Here is a 17,242-nt window from a genome sequence, read left to right as displayed (position 1 = left end):
ATAACAATTGGACTACCGTAAGCGCATGTTCCGTGGCGCTAAGATTGAAGATTGTATTGAAGATTTTATTCAGTTGGAGATTACTTCACGGACGCAAAGCAAAAGCGGCGACAAAATCTATCAAGGCATGAACACTGCATATCGCTATGTCGTTAATCGAATGGTACGAGAATTTGATTATAAAAAAGGAGACCGACTAATGAGAAATCAATTCATTGAATTAGAAAAACACTTTCGACGTCAAACGGATAGCTCAATCGCTCAAAGTACTGAATCCTTATACGATCAAGTGAAAGAAGCACCTTATCTTGATGGTATCCCTGAAGAAGCCATCGACGAACTTCAGCAACTTACACCTGAATACCAGAAAGGAATGTTTGAAGGCATGGCATTTGCTTATGAACAAGTGGCAAACTACTTATCTATCTATATCGCTAACACAAATGAATTAACTGAAACTTCTGTTCATGAGCTGTTAGACCTTATCCAGAAAAACAAGATTGTTCAAGATGAGAAGATTGCAGAAGGAACAAAAACTTACCAAGAAGGGTTCACCAATGGAGTAAAAGCAGGATTTAACTTAGCATCATGGGAGATACGGGGACAAATTCTAAACGAACAAAGGATATAATATACGAAAATAGGCCTCTCTATTATCGGAGGGGCCTGTCTACTTTTTATGTACTACCTAAGCGTTCATTTTTTCTAGAGCACGAGAAATGGTAGAGTAAATATTAACGGAGCTAAAATCAATTCCTAATTGAATGGATGTTTGGGCGATTTCAGGTCGCAATCCTGAAAGTGAAGCTTTTGTTCCGACTAGCTTTAGCCCCTCTACAAGAGAGAATAGCTGATTCGCTACCATCGTATCCACTACAGGAACACCAGATAAATCAATTAATAAGGATTCGACTTGAATCGAAACACATTGGTCAAGTGTTTGCTCAAAAATGACTTTCGCACGGTGTGTATCGATTTCACCAATAAGCGGAAGTAACGCAACGTTTTTATTAAGAGGAATAACTGGCGAACTAAGCTCAGTAATCATTTCTTGTTGTGATTGCATCACGTGTTGTGCTTGGGCCAAATTCCTTTCGCCAAATTCAGTAATGATTTTACGGAATGACTTAGACACCATTCGGTTCCATTCTTGATTTTGCGTAAATGATGTCGTTTCTCGATTTTGATAACTATATTCAGAAACAAGATCTAAGTATTGTTCTTGAACAGTTAGAAACTCATCAATAATTTGCGGAATTGGCGTTGCTAAATGACCTTGGTCGGCAGCCATTTTATCAAGCCACTGATCAAACCTCTCCTCCAAATTCTCACTATCCTCATTAAAGATCTCACAGAACAACAAATGAAATTCGTAATTTTGTTTTTTTAACAGCTCAATTTTTTCAGGATCGCTTGTACCATAAATGCCATCTTTTGTTTTGTCTAAACTTGCATACCATGATTCTGTTAAATTCCATGTTTTCTCTTTCATAAATTCATACAATGACGACAACTTAATCCCTCCTTTTTTCCTGTGATAACAAGACTATACTCTATAATAATTACCAGCTTTCCAATCAATTGTCCATCATTAACTTTATTCCTTCATCTCATTCGTTGTTTCAAGTTATCGCTCTCTTCTATCACACTTGCTAGTAACCGAATGTGCGTCTTGAAAAAGCGCCTTTCTTCCATATTTAAACGCATCAACTGCCTTTCACGCCGTAACTGTTCTAAGTCTCACAAGAAGAGCTTCTTTTCATTTTCCTTAATCATTCGATTCTTTGCTTTCCATATACTAGATTTACTCATGATTATAGAAAGCACGCCTTTTCTATGACACGATCTAAGTATTTTCCTTCATAACAAAAGTCATAAACACGTTCATCAACAAAAATAATGTTTAAAATCCTAATAATGTGGGAATTTGGACTATTTACGTATAAATTGCTGTCTTTTAAGAGTAAAAAATGTCATACTAAATTGACAGCTTACTTAGCTGAATCTATTATTTAGGAGGCCCCGATATCTATAAACTTGTTCGTAAAATAAACGGGGAATATATTAGCCTAAAGGATTCTAGCAGCCATAGAGAAAAACAATTCTCCACGTCGATAGCCGCCCACTCATTTGCAAATAAACTGAACACACATTTACTTCCAAATCAACATGACTGGAACGTAATCGCAATGACGTATAAATAAAACCTGCTTAACAGTTGAAAACTGCTTGTTCCTGTATGAAAGGAGGATCTTATGAACCAAGATCCTGAACTAATCCAAGCCGTCAAAATATTAAAATTGCTCCATCTAGTTGATTATAAACTGGACATTGAAACGACTACGGAAACATACTTAGTTGAACAAGACGGCATGTTATCGATTTCTCAAACATCGCCACAATGTGACGTTCTAAAAAACACAGTCCTATTAGATCGACCTGGATATGAAAACATGAAAAACATGTTTAACCGCAAAGAGATTGCCTACCTATTAGCGAAACAATTACAATTCTATAATTAAAAAAAAACGAGCTTTCACTCGTTTTTTTTCTGGCCTATTCCTATTCATTACACACCTCATTTAATTAAGCGTGTATCCTACCTCGTTTAATGCTTCTTCAATGTTTTTCACAAAAGCGATATCAAGATCAATAAGCTCATCTCTAGCCGCGCCTTTCAGAACGATCTCTGCAGTTAAACCGGTCACAAATACACGAACACCCATAATCTTTAATGACATAAAGATATTCTTTAAGACAGCTGGAAAACGTTGTTCTAATAACAAGAGCTGCGATAAATCAACAATAAAGTAGCGCACTTTATTTACTGCTGCATAATCCAATGTTTCTTCGAGTATTTTTGTGCTTCTTGTTGCGTTTATATTTCCTTGTAACGATAAAATCGCCACACCCGCTTTTATTGGAATAATTGGTACACTTAATAAATCAAGATTTCGAGTTGTTTCATCTAAATCGATTAAGTAAGAAAGAATGTCTGCGATGTTTTTTAAGAAAGCAATGTTTTCCTCGGTAAATTGTTTTTCCTCCTTGTCCATCACACATAACGTACCAAAAACATCCCCGTTAAAGTCTCTTAATGTTACTCCTAAAAATCCTTTGACGCTTAATTGTTCCGTCACTTCTAGCTCTCGTGTTAGGTTAAAAGTCGCCAAATTGTTTGTGTGCATCACATCTTCATCATTTTGAATAATAAGGCGGCAATACGTCTCCCCGTAATCAACAGCATATCCTTCCGGAATAATCATTTCATCCTTGTTGAATGAGCTAAGAACCATCATTGCATTTGGATCCCGCCTTGTGACATAAGCTGTATTCACATTTAACTCATCACTAATCATTTGAAAGAACTTATACGATACAGCTATAAGTGCTTGATGGTTCGTCAAATTGAACATCCTTTCCGTTTCTTTATAAAGTAGGCTCAGTATAACATGCCTATTAATAATCATGCACGCTTGCTTGTCTGTCTCGTAGTATTAACAAAAGACGTCAACCTTATTTAGTTGACGTCTCGCTCATTATTCAAATAGTGTTTTCCCTTCACCAAATGCATTACTGAACTCGTTCGTAAATTGTTTCACCGCAGCGTCTGTTCCTTGATGATTGAGCAACACCTCTAATAAATCTGGAGCAACAGTCACTTCATGTACGCCCGCAAGCATGGCTTCTTCAATTTGCCGTACATTTTTAAAGCTAGCAGCAAGAATCCGAGCTGGCATTCCATACGTGTCAAATAGCTGTCGAATGCGTCTAATAACCTCCATACTGTTTCCATGCTGAATATCAATCCGATTCACATAAGGAGCTACATAACTTGCCCCTGCTTTCGCTGCCAAAAATGCTTGCTGTGTAGTAAAGATGCCAGTTGCTGTTATTGTCACTCCATCTTGTACAAGATGTTTAATAGCCTTCATGCCTTCTGTAGAAACGGGCACTTTAATGCATATTTCGCGCTCAAATGCATTTCTAATTTGCTCTGCTTCTTTCCGTATTCCATCAACCGTTTCAGCAATTGCTTGTACATGGAGCGGTTGATTTGGAGACAATACTTCATTTATTCGTACCAATTGCTCCTCTGCCGAGATTGTCGTGTTTTTTGCTAGTATACTTGGATTGGTTGTCACACCATCCAATGGCAGAAATTGAGACAGAGAACGAAATACGTCCGCATTTGCCCCATCCATAAGTAAAGTAAAAGACATTTTAAAACCTCCTTTATTATTAAAACATCACTTGTCCACCAGTCACATTAATTGACTGCCCTGTCATATACGATGCTTGTTCAGAACTGTAAAAAACAACTGCATTAGCAACGTCATCATACGTACAACCACGCTTTAACGGGACTTTGTCTGTATAAACTTGCTCTACTTCACTTTCAGAGATGCCTAGCTTTTTTGCATATGAAGGTATTAAGCTTTGAAACATTGGTGAAGATAGGAGGTTCCCTGGCATAATCGAGTTCACACGAACATTATGTTCAGCTAAATCAAGCGCTAAGCTTTGCGTTAAGCCCACTCCACCGAATTTCGAAGCAGAATAAGCTGCGTTATGTTTACTACCTACTTTTCCTGACTTCGAATTGATTTGAATGATATTGCCATGATTCTGTTCCATCATCCACTTGCTTGCTTCACGTGCGCATAAAAAGTATCCTGTTAAATTAACATCCAGGGAAAGTTGCCAGTCTTCCTTTGTAAATGAATCAATCTTCGTGCTCCGAGCCACACCTGCGTTATACACAAGCAAATCAAGTGAACCAAAGGTTTCAACCGTCAACTTCATGACGTTGGCGACATCATTTTCGTTTGTTGTATTAAACCCAATTCCAAGCGTATCATTGCCTGTTTCTGCTGTAATTTTTGCAGCAACAGCTTTTGCTTTTTCTTCTTGTAGATCAGCTACGACAACGCTGTACCCTTCTTTGCTTAAACGTAAGCTAATATGCTCACCTAAATTTTGTCCTCCACCCGCAACAACAGCTGTTTTCTCTATTTGATTCATGTTATCTCCACTCCTCTATTTATCTCGTAATTGTAATTGTATGGCCTGCTTCGATTTTAGGTAATTCATTCGCTTCTACAGATAACGTCCCTGGCAATTCAGCCTCCATTGCACCATCTGCTTTAATGGTGATATGGCCAAGTGCACGTAAGTTTTTTCCGACAGCTTCACCAACAGCGGTTACTTTAAATGAACTACCAGCAATAGTAATCGTATCTCCTTTCACAACTTCACCATTAAGCTCGTTTTCTTCATGAAGCACGCAGAATTCGGCAAGTTCTTCTGGTGCATTATCTTTAAATAAAATAATCATGTTCTCCTCTAAGAAATCTCCAGCGCTCGGCCCCATCTTTGTTACTGTCGTTTTATAAATCATTTCTACATCTCCTAAATTTAGTAATCATACATACCGAAACTCGCTAACCACGCTACAAATACGGTTGGTGCACCGGTTAAAAACCTCCCATATAAAACGGCTGGCACACCTACTTCAACCGTTTCTGGTTCTGCTTCAGCTAAGCCAAGTCCAACTGGAACAAAGTCTGCAGCCGCTTGAGCATTAATCGCAAAAAGAGCAGGCAAGGCAAATTGAGGAGGTATATTACCACGACCAATCTCAACACCAATTAATGTTCCAATGACTTGTGCGATAACAGCTCCTGGCCCAAGAAAAGGGGATAAGAGCGGAAAAGAAACAATTGCAGATAAAATGAGCAAGCCCCATATTGTGCCCCCAAGAGGTGTTAGAATATTGGCAATCACATCACCAATACCAGATGCTAAAATTAAACCGATCAATAGAGAGACAAACGCCATAAACGGTAGAATTGTCTTTAGAACGGTGTCAATTGCATCACGTCCCGCTTGATAAAAGACATTCACAACCCCGCCCATCATCTTGCCAATCTTGGCCATTAGGTTATCATTTTGATCTGTAATTTTCTTGCTAGTATCGTACGAACTTTTTTTTCCTTCTTCCGTTGCTTTTTCTAGAACAGATTGTTCCAACCGATTAGCCGTAGCAGCTTCTTCTCCATTCTCATCAAGCATCATTAGCTGTGCTGGCTTTACACCAGAAACATAAATATCTTCTATAATAAACTTTGCCATTGGCCCACTTTGACCAGTAGCCATAATATTGATTGTCGGAATTCTCTTCTTCGGATATAACCCCGCTCTTAATGTTCCTCCACAATCAATAATGACCGCTGCTATTTCGTCTTCTGGAACCGATGTTTTGAAGCCATTGATAAGTTCTGCTCCTGTCAGTTCCGCCAGTGCTGAACCGACATCAGAGATTGGGCCTCCCGTTATATTAACAATTTTATTCTTTTTTTCTGTTGGTTTAATGACGAGTGGTCCACCAAAACCACCAGAGCCTTTTTTCACTCGAACCGCTTTATACTCAGCCATTGTTTGTTCCTCCTACTGAATCGCCCATTGTCGTTTTTAACTTTACTTTTTGTTGCTTCTCGACATAATAAACCATCCAGTCCGTTACAAGTCCCCGAATCATATTCATAACAACCCCTACTAGGAAGTAACGTAAAGCAAGTTCTGCTGTTGAATAGCCAAGTTGGGTAATCCCCGCAGCAACACCAAGAAATACAAATAACTCCGCTGGATTTACATGTGGAAACAACCCATTCATAGAGTGGCAATGATAACTCGCTGAGGCATAATAACCAGGTTTATAACGTTCAGGTAAAAAACGTCCTAACGATAAGGTCATTGGATTCAGAAAAAAGAATGTACCAATAACAGGTAAAACAAGATACCGAGTGAAGATGTTCTTCGACGATTTCATCGCCAACTTCTCAATCCGTTCCTGACCCACAAAATGAATGATTGCGTTCATTGCGACTAGCAACATAATTAATAACGGAACGATATCAACGACGAGACCAACAAACGTTTGGGCTCCCTCTTCAAATAAACCAATAAATCCTTCCGCTGCACGAATTAGAAAATCCATTATCCATTCACCTCACGCTTTCTTGTAAATACTGAAAACAATTTTGATAGTGGTGCTTTCGGAGGCTTAATTTCTCCTCCTGCTTTCACAACTTGGTACACATGGCGCGCATCATGAAGCGCTTTCTTTGTAAACCGATCTAAACGAGCTTCGACTGGTTGATCCATATAAAAGAGCGGCTGTTCTGCAAGAGTAGGTACTTCTTTAAATCTTGCAAAGATCGTCATTCCTTGCATACGCTCTGCGCGAATGATGTTATCCTTTCGATCCATTAATAGCATCAAGATCACACCAGTTCGAACAATCCCTTTTGATCGTCCAATGGCGACTTGTCCCTCTTCGCGCATCTCACGATAACGCTCATTAAAATTCTTGATTTGCCAAAAACCTAACACGCTTTGCAGCAAAAAACCGACAGCCAAACATAGAACAGCTAGTAGAATCACCACTACTTTGTCCCCCCCCACTTCATGATATCGTTTGCTGTTTCCTCATCCGTAACAAGATGCGTGATATAGCCCCCATGAAGTGCACCAATAATAGAAGGTACTTTCTCTTTTGATTCAGCAATTGCAATTGTTGTCCGATTTTTTCTTAAGCGTTCAAGCTCAATAGCAATGGTCCGTTCACTAAGAGTAGATTGTGCTTCTTTTCCATCAATCGTGTAAAAACGAGACAAAATATCACCAATCACTTTTTTCTCTTCAAGCAATTCTTTCTCTTCCTCCCCAATAAACCCACTCCACACCAGGTTCGACGACCGAAAAAGCGCACCTATCCCAATGACAGCAACGGTCATTTGTTGCCACAACTTCAACACATCTTGTAAGTAAGCTGATCTACTTATTTCTTTTTGCGCGTCTGCCGACTCAACGATTGCAGCAGCATCAATGTATTGCGACCTTGCCTTAAACGCACGCGCAAAATTGTAAACGATTGTATTAATATGATGTTTTACATGCATCTTCCCTGGACCGCCAACGATCGGAACAAAAGTAGCATCTCTTTTTTTAAATGAAGACATCACCTCTGACATCGTCCCAAGTGTATCCCCCCAGGCAAGTCCTACAACATCGCCATCTATTAAGATTCGATCAAGCAATTCCGCACCGGATTGCCCTAAAGCTTCAAGTCGTTCGTCTCTTGTCTGGCTTTCAATCGGTACAACGACAGCTTCCAGTAAACCAAACTTTTTACATAACTCATTCTCAAGATTAACTCGAACACGATGTGTACTAGCAATCTTTATTTGCACAATCCCTTCGTCTCTAGCTTTTTGAAGCATCCGCGTCACCGTTGTACGGTACACGCCGAGACGTTTGGAAATTTCATTCTGTGTGAGTGCTTCTTCGTAATACATTTTTGCAACGAGTACAAGTTGACGTTCCTCCTGCCACTTCATGCAATCACCTCTACCCCACTTGCACATATGTGCAATATTTGATCATTTGTGTTTTCAACAACATGAATATAAACGCTTTCATCGCACATAGTCAATTGATTTTTGCATATGTAAATAAATTCAAATCCCATTTGCACTTTTGTGCATATGTTTTACATAAGATGCGTTTAGATTTAAGAACATCATGTATCAGTGATTTCCTCTTGATTCAAGCCTAGTGATCTTTCACCTTATAATGATTTTATTAACAGATTTTATTTTATCTTTTGATTACATTTCGTTTGTTGGATCACTTAAAGCATAAGTGTGGGTTTACTAGTGATTACTTTTTCTAAGAGGAGCTTGTCTATATAGGGGTCTTCATTTTAGCCGGAGTTTTTAGTCACTTGGAAATGGATGATTAGTGAGGTTAAAAAAGGAGGGAACTCATTATTTGAGCCCCCTCCCTACAACTTTATTCTAATTTGTTCAGACAGCTTGAATGAATAAGAGTGTTTCTTCTTCACTTGTTTATCAAAGATTGCATCTTCTAGCTCAACGTTCTTACACGTCTTTCTCAAAAGAAATAAACCCTTCCTCAACTAATTGCTTTAAACCGATAAACATTAAATTCCACCCATGTTCACTTCCATCATGAAACTCTGTTAATGCTTTTTCGATATTCTCTTCTGTCCAATTTTCTTCATGGGGAACGATGATTTCTTGACTAAATGTCATATCACACCCATTGCCTACTGGTTCAAATACGACTGTAATGTGATCTACAGTCTCACTAAATTGTGGCATCTTAAAGGTAAACAGAAGTTTTTTAGGACGATCAATTACGAGGTAATCGCCAATTGCTCGATAATCTTTTCCTTCTCGGCGATCAATAATTTCCCATGTTCCACCTTCATGCGGATCATTTGCCGCCTTCTGATTTGTTGCTTCTAATGTAAAAAGCCATTTTTTCATCATTTCCGGATTTAACCAAGCATCGTATACTCGTTCACTTGAAACATTGAAATGCCTTTTCATTGTTAAAGTTGTTGTTGAATACTCACTCATCTTTTATCATCAGCGTCCTTATTTTTTCGTTTTTTTGCACTTCGTTGATTCCAAAACCGCTCATAAAAAGAGCCTATTGATGAACCGTTGTCAAAGCTTCTGCCTCTCAATACAACCATTCTTCTTCTCACTGGATTAGACAGAACATGCACCATATTTTCTAAACGTTCCATATGGTTAAGTATACTACAAAAAAATAGTCAACTACATAGTTGACTATCTTCACCTAGCCTCGAAGAATCGTTATTATCAAACTCGTTTGTTCTCACCCTTTTATCCCTGTCAATGTTATGCCCTCAACAAAATATTTCTGTCCTAGGAAAAAGATGAGGATAGCTGGAACTGTCATTACAGTCGCCGCAGCCATAATTAAATTCCAATCAGATGTATAGCTTCCTTGAAGCTGTAATAAGCCCAATGCCAAAGTAAACATCGATTCATCATTTAAATAAATTAAAGGACCAAAAAAATCGTTCCAAACGTTCGTAAAAGTAAAAAAGGAAACAACTAATATTGCTGGCTTTACTAGAGGCAAAAGAATAAAGACAAATATTTGAACATAATTTGCACCATCAATTAATGCTGCTTCATCAAGTTCTTTTGGAATGCTCATAAAAAACTGCCGCATCAAAAAAATAAAGAAACCTCCGCCTCCAAAGAAACTTGGTAACACAAGCGGCCAAAATGTATTAATCCCACCAATCTCTGTCCACAACATAAACGTTGGAATTAACGTCACTGCTGGAGGCAACATCATCGTTGCAATTATTAAAGCAAACCATATATTTCTTCCTGGAAAGTTTAATCTTGCAAATCCGTATCCGCACATACAGCTCGTCACGACCGTGCCTATAATTACAGGGATAAGCACAAACAAGGTGTTTTTAAAATAAAGACTGAATTGTACAACATTAAAAATCTCGAGGAAGTTTCCCCATAACCACGTTTCTGGTAATAGCTTAGGAGGAAAGTGAAAGATTTCCGTCGTAGTCATAAACGAGCTGCGTACCATCCAAAAGAATGGAATAAGGGAGAGTCCTGCTCCAACAAACAACAAACCATAGGCAATTGCTTTAAATGCTATTCCCTTCATTACTTTGCCCCCCCATAAAATACCCAACCCTTCCCCCAACGAAATATAACTAACGTAAAAATCATTACAACAATAAAGAGGATCCATGCAAGTGCACTTGCATAACCCATCCTACTATTTACAAACGCCTCACGATAAATTAAATATACATAAAACAGACTAGCATTGTTTGGTCCACCATTTGTCATGATGTAGGCCTGATTAAAAGTTTGAAAAGCACCGATCAGCCCCATTATTAAGTTAAAGAATATAATCGGTGAAAGTGTTGGAATCGTAACAAAACGAAATTTATGCCAAGTATTTCCACCATCAAGTTCGACTGCTTCCAATTGGTCTTTTGGGATATCTTGAAGCCCAGCCAAAAATATGAGTGCCGCTCCTCCACATCCCCATACACTAAGCAACACAAGGGAAGGAATAACTGTGGCTGCATCATAAATCCACATTGAACCAGGAAGCCCGAAAAAACGGAGGATCCCATTTAACATTCCAAATTCTGGATTAAAAAGCCACATCCATAAAATATTTGCGGCTACTGCAGGCACGAGTACAGGCAAATAATATAAAGTTCGCCAAATCCCTTGGCCCTTTACTTTCATATTCATCAACAAGGCAATGCACAAAGCTGCCGCAAGGGTCGCAGCAGTACTTGCAATCGCAAAATACAGGGTCACAACAAGTGATTGCTTAAAATACAAATCTTCTCTGAAAATCGTAAAATAATTCTCAAAGCCAATCCAATTAATTCCCGGAGAGATCACTTGATAGTCTGTGAAACTAAGTATAAGGCTTGCTAGTATAGGGCCTAATGTCCAAAGCAGCAAGCCTAAAATAGCAGGTAATGTAAATAAATAACCAAAAACCTTCTCTTTTTTCGAAAAATTCATTCTTTTCTTCGTGAGTAATCGTTGCTTTAACGGTTCAAGCTTCATACGCAATCCCCCTTTAAGCGATTGGCCGTTATTTGTATTTATCACCAAATTGTTTGTCCATTCGAGGTATAATGTCTTCACGGACGACTTCTTCTGCTGTTTTATGATTTAGCCACAGTCGATCTAAAGCAGGAGTAATGATATCACCCGCCAACTGGCGATCGTCCCAGAAATAATTAGGATTTTGAACAACATATTCCTTTGCCCAGTCAATTACCGCTTCTTTATATTCCGGCGGGTGAATGGGTGTATTCGTCCATTCATTTATTTTGGAATCTTCTTCGTACCAAACCGTTTCATTCGGCATCCAAAGACCTTCTTGAATAAGTGGCAGTACATTTTCTGGATTCATGATATAGGCTAAAAACACATCAACTGCATCTTTATGGACAGATTCCTTTCCTGTTTCAAATGCCACAATCGGCGTTCCGTAATTCGTTGTTGCGGGTTCTTTAAAGAAGGGGAGCACGCCAATACCTAAATTTAAACCGTCTTCTATACTCGCTCGTCCTAACTCCTGCATGGCCCATTGACCATCGATTGCCATTGCTACGCGCTTTGTCAGCAGAGCTGTATCTGTAGCTGGAACGGTGGACAAATCTGACGGTCGTGGCATCACATGGTGGACATGCATTAAATCAGCTACTTCTTGCAAAACTTCAATCGTTTCAGGAGAATCAATCAGTAAATTTTTCCCTGTTTGATCAACAAATCCTCCTCCATTGCTGAATAAGAAAGAATCCAGCCAACCAGTTATATTGCTTACGCCATATGTTTCAATTCTATCTTTGTTAAAATTCGGATGGTCTGCCGAATTGCCATCACGATCTACAGTCAGCTTCTTGGCCACTTCTACAAACTCTTCCCACGTCCAGGCTTCATCTGCATTTGTTGGAGGGAGCGGCATTTTAGCTTCTTCGAATAAGTCTTTATTGTAATAAATATTCATTACTTCATTTGCAACACTGCCCCCAGCGATAGGTCCACCGTTGAACTGGTATAACGTGTAGTCTAACTTCTCATTCGATTGGTCTGATTGAAGCAACGGAGCTAGATCACGTAACATCTTATTTTCGACCCACGGATACAAACTGCCCTCTGGAAAATAGCCAGCATCAGGCAATGTTTTAGAAGCTGCCATGACATTCATTTTTTCAACATAGTTATTAATTGGAACAAGCTGACCATTTACTTTAATACCCTGATGCTGAGAGTTAAACGAATCAATAAGTGTTTCTATAGCCTCTCGTTCAAGTGGACCACCCCAATAAGTAAAGCGCAATTCAATTTCATCCCCACTACTTACTTCATGTGTCATACATCCAGACAGCCCTAACATTAGCAGACAGCAAACAACTGAAACACCTTTCACTCGGATCTCCATCTTGACACCCCCATCCACGCTGTACTCCTTACACTTTACGTAGCCAAACAGCCATTTCTCCTTCACCCCGATTTGCCCATGCATAATAAGGAATCGCTGTGAATGGCACTTCATACGATTCTATTTCTTCTTCCCGCACATACAGCTGTTCTTCTACAGGATCTTCTAAGCGTAAAGCTTTTCCAGTAAGTATGTTCACTCCATATAAAATGTTTTCCTGATAAGAAGCTTCAATTGCTTCACTCGTTTTTACGGCTAAACGATGTATTCCTCCTCCATTGTCTACTTCCTCCACACAATAAACGATAGGACCATACTGCAAAGCAACCTTGCCTGCATTTGCTCTTGCCTTTGGATGGGCATGTATCCTTTCTACTTCCATCGGAAACGACAATTTGATTTGATCTCCACTTTGCCATTCACGCTCGATAGAGGCGTAGCCTTTCTCGATTCTTGCGACTACCTTCTCTCCATTCACGGTAATCTGATAATTTCGAGCCCACCCTGGCACTCGAAAAGAGAGTGTGAACAAGGCATTTTTTTCAACGTTTACATCAATGTGAACATCTCCTTTCCAAGGAAAATGAGAACGTTGTACAAGTTCTACTAATTGACCTCCAATATCCAGAGACGTCTCGCTTCCAATATAGAGGTGGACATATCCTGTACGCTCAGTTGCGGAGTAAATATAAGACCCGATTGCTGCAATTAATCTCGCTATGTTTGGAGGACAGCAAGCGCATCCAAACCAAGGCTGGCGATTTGGTTTCACATGCTTTAAATCGTGACGATGATGAGCAGCTTTTGGCCAAACTTCAAGTGGATTGACGTAAAAAAACTTTGTTCCATCAAGCTCCATCCCACTTATTGTTCCGTTATATAACGCCCGCTCCATCACATCTGCATAGCGGCTATCCGCTTCGAGTTCCAACATTTTTTTGGCCCAAAACACAAGTCCAATCGAGGCACATGTCTCTGTGTATGCGAGATCATTAGGCAAATCATAATCAAAACTAAACGCTTCCCCGTATTCAGCAGAACCAACTCCTGCGGTAACATACATTTGCCGGTTAACAACATTATTCCATAACGTTCTGCATGTTTCAGCCAAACTCTCATCGCGCGTTTCCATTGCTAAATCGGTCATCGCCGTATACATATAAACAGCACGAACAGCGTGACCAACGGCCGTTTGTTGCTCACGCACTGGTATATGTGACTGGGAATATCGGTAGCTATTGTTAAACCAAAACCCCTCCTTCTCTCCCCTATTTTTAGCTTCCTTATCAAAGAAATGAGGCTGTTTCCCCCTTGCTTCAATAAAGAACTGACTCAGTCGCAAATAGCGTTCGACATTTGTAACACGATACAGCTTTAACAGTGCAAGTTCAATCTCCTGGTGACCATCGTACCCTTGCAGCTGTCCTTGCTTCGACCCAAATACTTGAGCAATATAATCTGCAAACTTGCACATCGCATCTAATAATGACGTTTTTCCTGTTACTTCATAATAAGCGACTGCGGCTTCAATAAAATGCCCAGCCACATATAACTCGTGGTTATCACGCAAATTTGTCCATCTTTTTCCTGGAGCTTTAATTGTATAATAGGTATTAAGATACCCATCTGGCTGTTGCGCTTTGCCAATCAGTCTAATTAATTCATCGCAAGAAGACTCAAGTGCTTTATCTGGTCTTTCAGCAAGTGTATAAGCCACTGCTTCAATCCACTTTGCTACATCACTGTCTTGAAACACAAATCCTTGGAATTCGCCATCTTCCTCACCTGCTGCAATTCGGAAATTTTTGATGGCGTGACTAGGCACTGCCCCCTCAACTTCGTCATGGAGTGCGGCCCACTGATACGGAAGTACTTTTTCTTTAATTAAATCAATATACCTGCCCCAAAATGGGTCAATTACTTTAACGTCTGCCTTTACTTGTTCAACCATAAGTTGAGACCTCCTCATCAAATGTAAGCCTTTTCATTATTGATCATAACAAGCACTTTCTCCATTGTCGGTAGCTCATTTATCAGAAAAGGTGGACATTTCCGCTTTCCTTTATTACGATAGCCAAAAGAAGGTGGTGTTAAATGAATGCCTGATTATTTCATGATGAATGTCCTCTATCCTGTTCGCTACGCTTCTGCAGGACGTGTTGATGCTACGAAGCCGTTTTTACATCCTACACGAACACTTGCTAGTTATGTGTTGTTAATCGGCATTAAAGGCATATTAGAAATCGAACAACAAAGCCAACTTTATCATCTAGGTCCTGGTAATACCCTTTTGCTAAAGAAGGGCGTAGAACACCGAGGACACATCAAATCAGAACCAGGCTTGTCCTATTATTGGTTCCACTTTTATTTAGAGAATGACGATGCCATACCTATTTCGAAAAAACAAATGGATCAGCAAATGATGCAGTTTCGACAGGAGCCAAACAGTCATCTTCTTAGCTCTTCTATTTTTATTCCAGTCTTTTTTAAGCCACAAAAGATTGAGCGTCTAAATATCTTATTTAATCAACTTACTGACCTAGCACATTCAGGCTCTCATACGTTTCTTGGAGCAAGTTACCTAATGACCTCGCTGTTAATTGAACTGTCTGAACAAACAATAGCATCCTACTCAAACACAAAAAAACATGTGGAGATGGAAAGGAACATCGCCCATGTGATTGAATGGATTCGCGTTCACTCTCATGAGCCCATGAGTGTCTTACGCGTCTCGAATCAATTTAATTACAATTCAGATTATTTGACAAGGCAATTTAAACAACAAATGGGAATGCCCTTACAAAAATACATCGCTCTTGTGAAAGTAACAAAAGCCAAAGACCTTCTATCGCGTACAAGGAAAACCATAAGAGAAGTCGCTTTTGATGTAGGTATTTACGATGAGAAATACTTTATGCGTCTCTTTAAAAAGTCAGAGGGGATGACGCCATCTGACTTTCGTAAAGCGTTTTACCGCATTCATTTAACTGATTTGAATGAATGACTTGAATATCGATGCCAATCTACTTATTAATGACAACGCTTACCTGATCACAATCACATTCACTTCACTTTATCTATTTTGGAATGCAATAAAAAAATCGGAGAAGGGCTCTCCTTCTCCGATTACTTCGTTAAAAAGCCGGCTTGATTCAACGGCCAATAAACGCCACTCGCTGAACCGATAATGTCCTCTATCGGGATAAAACCGATCCGACGACTGTCTAAACTATTTTTTCGGTTGTCCCCTAAAACAAAAATATGGTCTTCAGGTACTTCAAAAGCTCCTGTCAGCTCTTCAAGTGTAAAATCATTTGTGTAGGTGTCTAAACCATCCGTAGTCGAAACCTTTACTTCGTCTAAATATGGTTCTTCTTCCTTTTCTCCATTGATATATAACTGATCATCTTTATAAGATATATGATCGCCTGGTAAACCAATGATTCGCTTCACATAATTATCTTGTCCATTTGCATGAAACACAACAATATCAAACCGATCTGGGTCAGAAAACGTATATCCTATCTTATTTATAACCATTCGATTCCCATCTGTCAGCGTCGGTTCCATTGACTCGCCTTGCACGATGAAAGACGTAGCCAAAAAGAATTGGATAATAAAGAAAAGACCAAGGGCAATAAAAAAAGACTTTCCCCAATCCAAGAGTTTGTTTCCCTTTTCATTTTCCTTCATTGTTTTCTCCTTCAGCTATACTAGAAAAGAGAGGATGGGTGCAAGATCCTCTCTTTTCTATATCTACTAATTCTACACATTAGCGTAAATTCCTTTTTGTCATTCACTTTTTCTGTTCAATAATTTGTTCTTAAACTACATCCACACTTCTCCTGCTAACTCGCCACTGACGGCTTACGGGACCAAAGGCGACCCTTTTTAGCATACATTAATCCTGAACCTTTTGCCACGCGGAATTCGGTTATTTCTTTTCGTCCTCGTCTTCCTTCTTCAACAACCTGAACATAATACGACTCCCTATCCTCGCTGAAGAGTTTCGCTCCAGCTGGAAAACGGAGCAGAAGACGTAAAAGCAAATCCTCTTTTGCTTTATCTTCAGCGCCAAGGACAAATAAACACATGAGCTTATCCATATAAAACATAGCGCCATCACTTCGACGAATAGTGTATAGACACCTTTGCTCACACTTAAATTCCCATTTCGTTTCTGTTGCACGCTCAAGCTTTGTTTTTCTACCAATATAACCTTCCAAACAAAGTTGTGCTTCCCTTGCACATTCGTGTTCCTTGTCCAAAAGACCACCGCCTATGCCTTGATCGTTTCTTACGCTTACAGTTTATTCTCGCTTTTTAAGCGAGAACCTTTTGAAGCGACGAAACTTCTTAAGAGATGGCACAATTCTGCTTGTTT

Annotated in this window: 19 protein-coding genes; 3 read left to right on the top strand and 16 right to left on the bottom strand. The window is 39.4% G+C overall.

Annotation, left to right across the window (positions count from 1 at the left end; genetic code table 11):
• Positions 1 to 7: 7 nt before the first annotated feature.
• Entirely contained in the window at positions 8 to 631 is a 624-nt protein-coding gene (locus tag BK584_RS20990) for a hypothetical protein (RefSeq protein WP_078394397.1), read from the top strand.
• Positions 632 to 688: 57 nt separating this feature from the next.
• Here the strand turns inward: BK584_RS20990 and BK584_RS20985 are convergent, their stop codons facing one another.
• Positions 689 to 1,513 carry an STAS domain-containing protein gene (locus tag BK584_RS20985; RefSeq protein ID WP_245808925.1) on the bottom strand — a complete coding sequence of 275 codons (825 nt, stop codon included), beginning with the start codon at positions 1,511 to 1,513 and terminating at the stop codon, positions 689 to 691.
• 742 nt (positions 1,514 to 2,255) lie between these two features.
• On the opposite strand from BK584_RS20985, the gene BK584_RS20980 reads away from it, so the two are divergent.
• Positions 2,256 to 2,522 (top strand): hypothetical protein, encoded by a 267-nt coding sequence (locus BK584_RS20980; protein WP_078394396.1) that lies wholly within the window; start codon positions 2,256 to 2,258, stop codon positions 2,520 to 2,522.
• Positions 2,523 to 2,582: 60 nt separating this feature from the next.
• Here the strand turns inward: BK584_RS20980 and BK584_RS20975 are convergent, their stop codons facing one another.
• The 13 genes from BK584_RS20975 to BK584_RS20915 all read right to left on the bottom strand — a co-directional run bounded on the left by BK584_RS20975 (position 2,583) and on the right by BK584_RS20915 (position 14,809).
• Positions 2,583 to 3,416 carry a GAF domain-containing protein gene (locus BK584_RS20975; protein WP_078394395.1) on the bottom strand — a complete coding sequence of 278 codons (834 nt, stop codon included), beginning with the start codon at positions 3,414 to 3,416 and terminating at the stop codon, positions 2,583 to 2,585.
• A 123-nt stretch (positions 3,417 to 3,539) separates the two neighbouring features.
• The gene (locus BK584_RS20970) at positions 3,540 to 4,223 is read right to left on the bottom strand and encodes a transaldolase family protein (protein WP_078394394.1); all 684 of its coding nucleotides are present in this window, start codon (positions 4,221 to 4,223) and stop codon (positions 3,540 to 3,542) included.
• Between the two features lie 19 nt (positions 4,224 to 4,242).
• Positions 4,243 to 5,025, bottom strand: a complete 783-nt coding sequence (srlD, locus tag BK584_RS20965; RefSeq protein ID WP_078394393.1) for a sorbitol-6-phosphate dehydrogenase — start codon at positions 5,023 to 5,025, stop codon at positions 4,243 to 4,245.
• A gap of 19 nt (positions 5,026 to 5,044) precedes the next feature.
• Complete coding sequence (locus BK584_RS20960; RefSeq protein ID WP_078394392.1) at positions 5,045 to 5,401, bottom strand: PTS glucitol/sorbitol transporter subunit IIA; 357 nt, start codon at positions 5,399 to 5,401, stop codon at positions 5,045 to 5,047.
• A 17-nt stretch (positions 5,402 to 5,418) separates the two neighbouring features.
• Positions 5,419 to 6,438, bottom strand: coding sequence for a PTS glucitol/sorbitol transporter subunit IIB (srlE, locus tag BK584_RS20955; RefSeq protein ID WP_078394391.1), 1,020 nt, complete (start codon positions 6,436 to 6,438; stop codon positions 5,419 to 5,421).
• Complete coding sequence (gene srlA, locus BK584_RS20950; protein WP_078394390.1) at positions 6,431 to 7,000, bottom strand: PTS glucitol/sorbitol transporter subunit IIC; 570 nt, start codon at positions 6,998 to 7,000, stop codon at positions 6,431 to 6,433. Before srlA ends, srlE begins: the two co-directional genes overlap by 8 nt.
• Complete coding sequence (locus tag BK584_RS20945; protein ID WP_169871438.1) at positions 7,000 to 7,449, bottom strand: transcriptional regulator GutM; 450 nt, start codon at positions 7,447 to 7,449, stop codon at positions 7,000 to 7,002. Before BK584_RS20945 ends, srlA begins: the two co-directional genes overlap by 1 nt.
• Positions 7,449 to 8,402, bottom strand: a complete 954-nt coding sequence (locus BK584_RS20940) for a sugar-binding transcriptional regulator (protein WP_169871436.1) — start codon at positions 8,400 to 8,402, stop codon at positions 7,449 to 7,451. Before BK584_RS20940 ends, BK584_RS20945 begins: the two co-directional genes overlap by 1 nt.
• A 543-nt stretch (positions 8,403 to 8,945) precedes the next feature.
• Positions 8,946 to 9,449, bottom strand: coding sequence for an SRPBCC family protein (locus tag BK584_RS20935; RefSeq protein ID WP_078394387.1), 504 nt, complete (start codon positions 9,447 to 9,449; stop codon positions 8,946 to 8,948).
• Between the two features lie 265 nt (positions 9,450 to 9,714).
• On the bottom strand, positions 9,715 to 10,542 hold the full coding sequence (locus BK584_RS20930; RefSeq protein WP_169871434.1) for a carbohydrate ABC transporter permease: 828 nt from the start codon (positions 10,540 to 10,542) through the stop codon (positions 9,715 to 9,717).
• Positions 10,542 to 11,474: a carbohydrate ABC transporter permease gene (locus BK584_RS20925; protein WP_078394385.1), complete on the bottom strand. Its 933-nt coding sequence runs from the start codon at positions 11,472 to 11,474 to the stop codon at positions 10,542 to 10,544. Before BK584_RS20925 ends, BK584_RS20930 begins: the two co-directional genes overlap by 1 nt.
• Positions 11,475 to 11,502: 28 nt before the next feature.
• Complete coding sequence (locus tag BK584_RS20920; protein ID WP_169871432.1) at positions 11,503 to 12,858, bottom strand: ABC transporter substrate-binding protein; 1,356 nt, start codon at positions 12,856 to 12,858, stop codon at positions 11,503 to 11,505.
• A gap of 28 nt (positions 12,859 to 12,886) precedes the next feature.
• Positions 12,887 to 14,809 carry a glycoside hydrolase family 127 protein gene (locus BK584_RS20915; RefSeq protein WP_078394383.1) on the bottom strand — a complete coding sequence of 641 codons (1,923 nt, stop codon included), beginning with the start codon at positions 14,807 to 14,809 and terminating at the stop codon, positions 12,887 to 12,889.
• A gap of 147 nt (positions 14,810 to 14,956) precedes the next feature.
• On the opposite strand from BK584_RS20915, the gene BK584_RS20910 reads away from it, so the two are divergent.
• A complete protein-coding gene (locus BK584_RS20910) occupies positions 14,957 to 15,862 on the top strand; it encodes an AraC family transcriptional regulator (RefSeq protein WP_078394382.1) in 906 nt (301 codons plus the stop codon).
• 122 nt (positions 15,863 to 15,984) lie between these two features.
• Here BK584_RS20910 and lepB read toward each other — a convergent pair whose 3' ends face one another.
• Complete coding sequence (gene lepB, locus BK584_RS20905; RefSeq protein ID WP_078394381.1) at positions 15,985 to 16,551, bottom strand: signal peptidase I; 567 nt, start codon at positions 16,549 to 16,551, stop codon at positions 15,985 to 15,987.
• Between the two features lie 155 nt (positions 16,552 to 16,706).
• Positions 16,707 to 17,126, bottom strand: a complete 420-nt coding sequence (locus BK584_RS20900; RefSeq protein ID WP_078394380.1) for a hypothetical protein — start codon at positions 17,124 to 17,126, stop codon at positions 16,707 to 16,709.
• Positions 17,127 to 17,242 lie beyond the last annotated feature (116 nt).

Origin of the sequence: Shouchella patagoniensis (genome assembly GCF_002019705.1) — a bacterium.
Lineage (GTDB): Bacteria > Bacillota > Bacilli > Bacillales > Bacillaceae_D > Shouchella > Shouchella patagoniensis.
Note: the sequence above shows the minus strand (reverse complement) of the source record. Positions and strands in the feature narration are given on the sequence as shown.

Excerpts from the sequence above, each read along its gene's own strand:
- BK584_RS20980 (WP_078394396.1), top strand. The coding sequence starts at position 2,256 with ATGAACCAAGATCCTGAACTAATCCAAGCCGTCAAAATATTAAAATTG.
- BK584_RS20975 (WP_078394395.1), bottom strand. The coding sequence starts at position 3,416 with ATGTTCAATTTGACGAACCATCAAGCACTTATAGCTGTATCGTATAAG.
- BK584_RS20970 (WP_078394394.1), bottom strand. The coding sequence starts at position 4,223 with ATGTCTTTTACTTTACTTATGGATGGGGCAAATGCGGACGTATTTCGT.
- srlD (WP_078394393.1), bottom strand. The coding sequence starts at position 5,025 with ATGAATCAAATAGAGAAAACAGCTGTTGTTGCGGGTGGAGGACAAAAT.
- BK584_RS20960 (WP_078394392.1), bottom strand. The coding sequence starts at position 5,401 with ATGATTTATAAAACGACAGTAACAAAGATGGGGCCGAGCGCTGGAGAT.
- srlE (WP_078394391.1), bottom strand. The coding sequence starts at position 6,438 with ATGGCTGAGTATAAAGCGGTTCGAGTGAAAAAAGGCTCTGGTGGTTTT.
- srlA (WP_078394390.1), bottom strand. The coding sequence starts at position 7,000 with ATGGATTTTCTAATTCGTGCAGCGGAAGGATTTATTGGTTTATTTGAA.
- BK584_RS20940 (WP_169871436.1), bottom strand. The coding sequence starts at position 8,402 with ATGAAGTGGCAGGAGGAACGTCAACTTGTACTCGTTGCAAAAATGTAT.
- BK584_RS20935 (WP_078394387.1), bottom strand. The coding sequence starts at position 9,449 with ATGAGTGAGTATTCAACAACAACTTTAACAATGAAAAGGCATTTCAAT.
- BK584_RS20930 (WP_169871434.1), bottom strand. The coding sequence starts at position 10,542 with ATGAAGGGAATAGCATTTAAAGCAATTGCCTATGGTTTGTTGTTTGTT.
- BK584_RS20925 (WP_078394385.1), bottom strand. The coding sequence starts at position 11,474 with ATGAAGCTTGAACCGTTAAAGCAACGATTACTCACGAAGAAAAGAATG.
- BK584_RS20920 (WP_169871432.1), bottom strand. The coding sequence starts at position 12,858 with ATGGAGATCCGAGTGAAAGGTGTTTCAGTTGTTTGCTGTCTGCTAATG.
- BK584_RS20915 (WP_078394383.1), bottom strand. The coding sequence starts at position 14,809 with ATGGTTGAACAAGTAAAGGCAGACGTTAAAGTAATTGACCCATTTTGG.
- BK584_RS20910 (WP_078394382.1), top strand. The coding sequence starts at position 14,957 with ATGCCTGATTATTTCATGATGAATGTCCTCTATCCTGTTCGCTACGCT.
- lepB (WP_078394381.1), bottom strand. The coding sequence starts at position 16,551 with ATGAAGGAAAATGAAAAGGGAAACAAACTCTTGGATTGGGGAAAGTCT.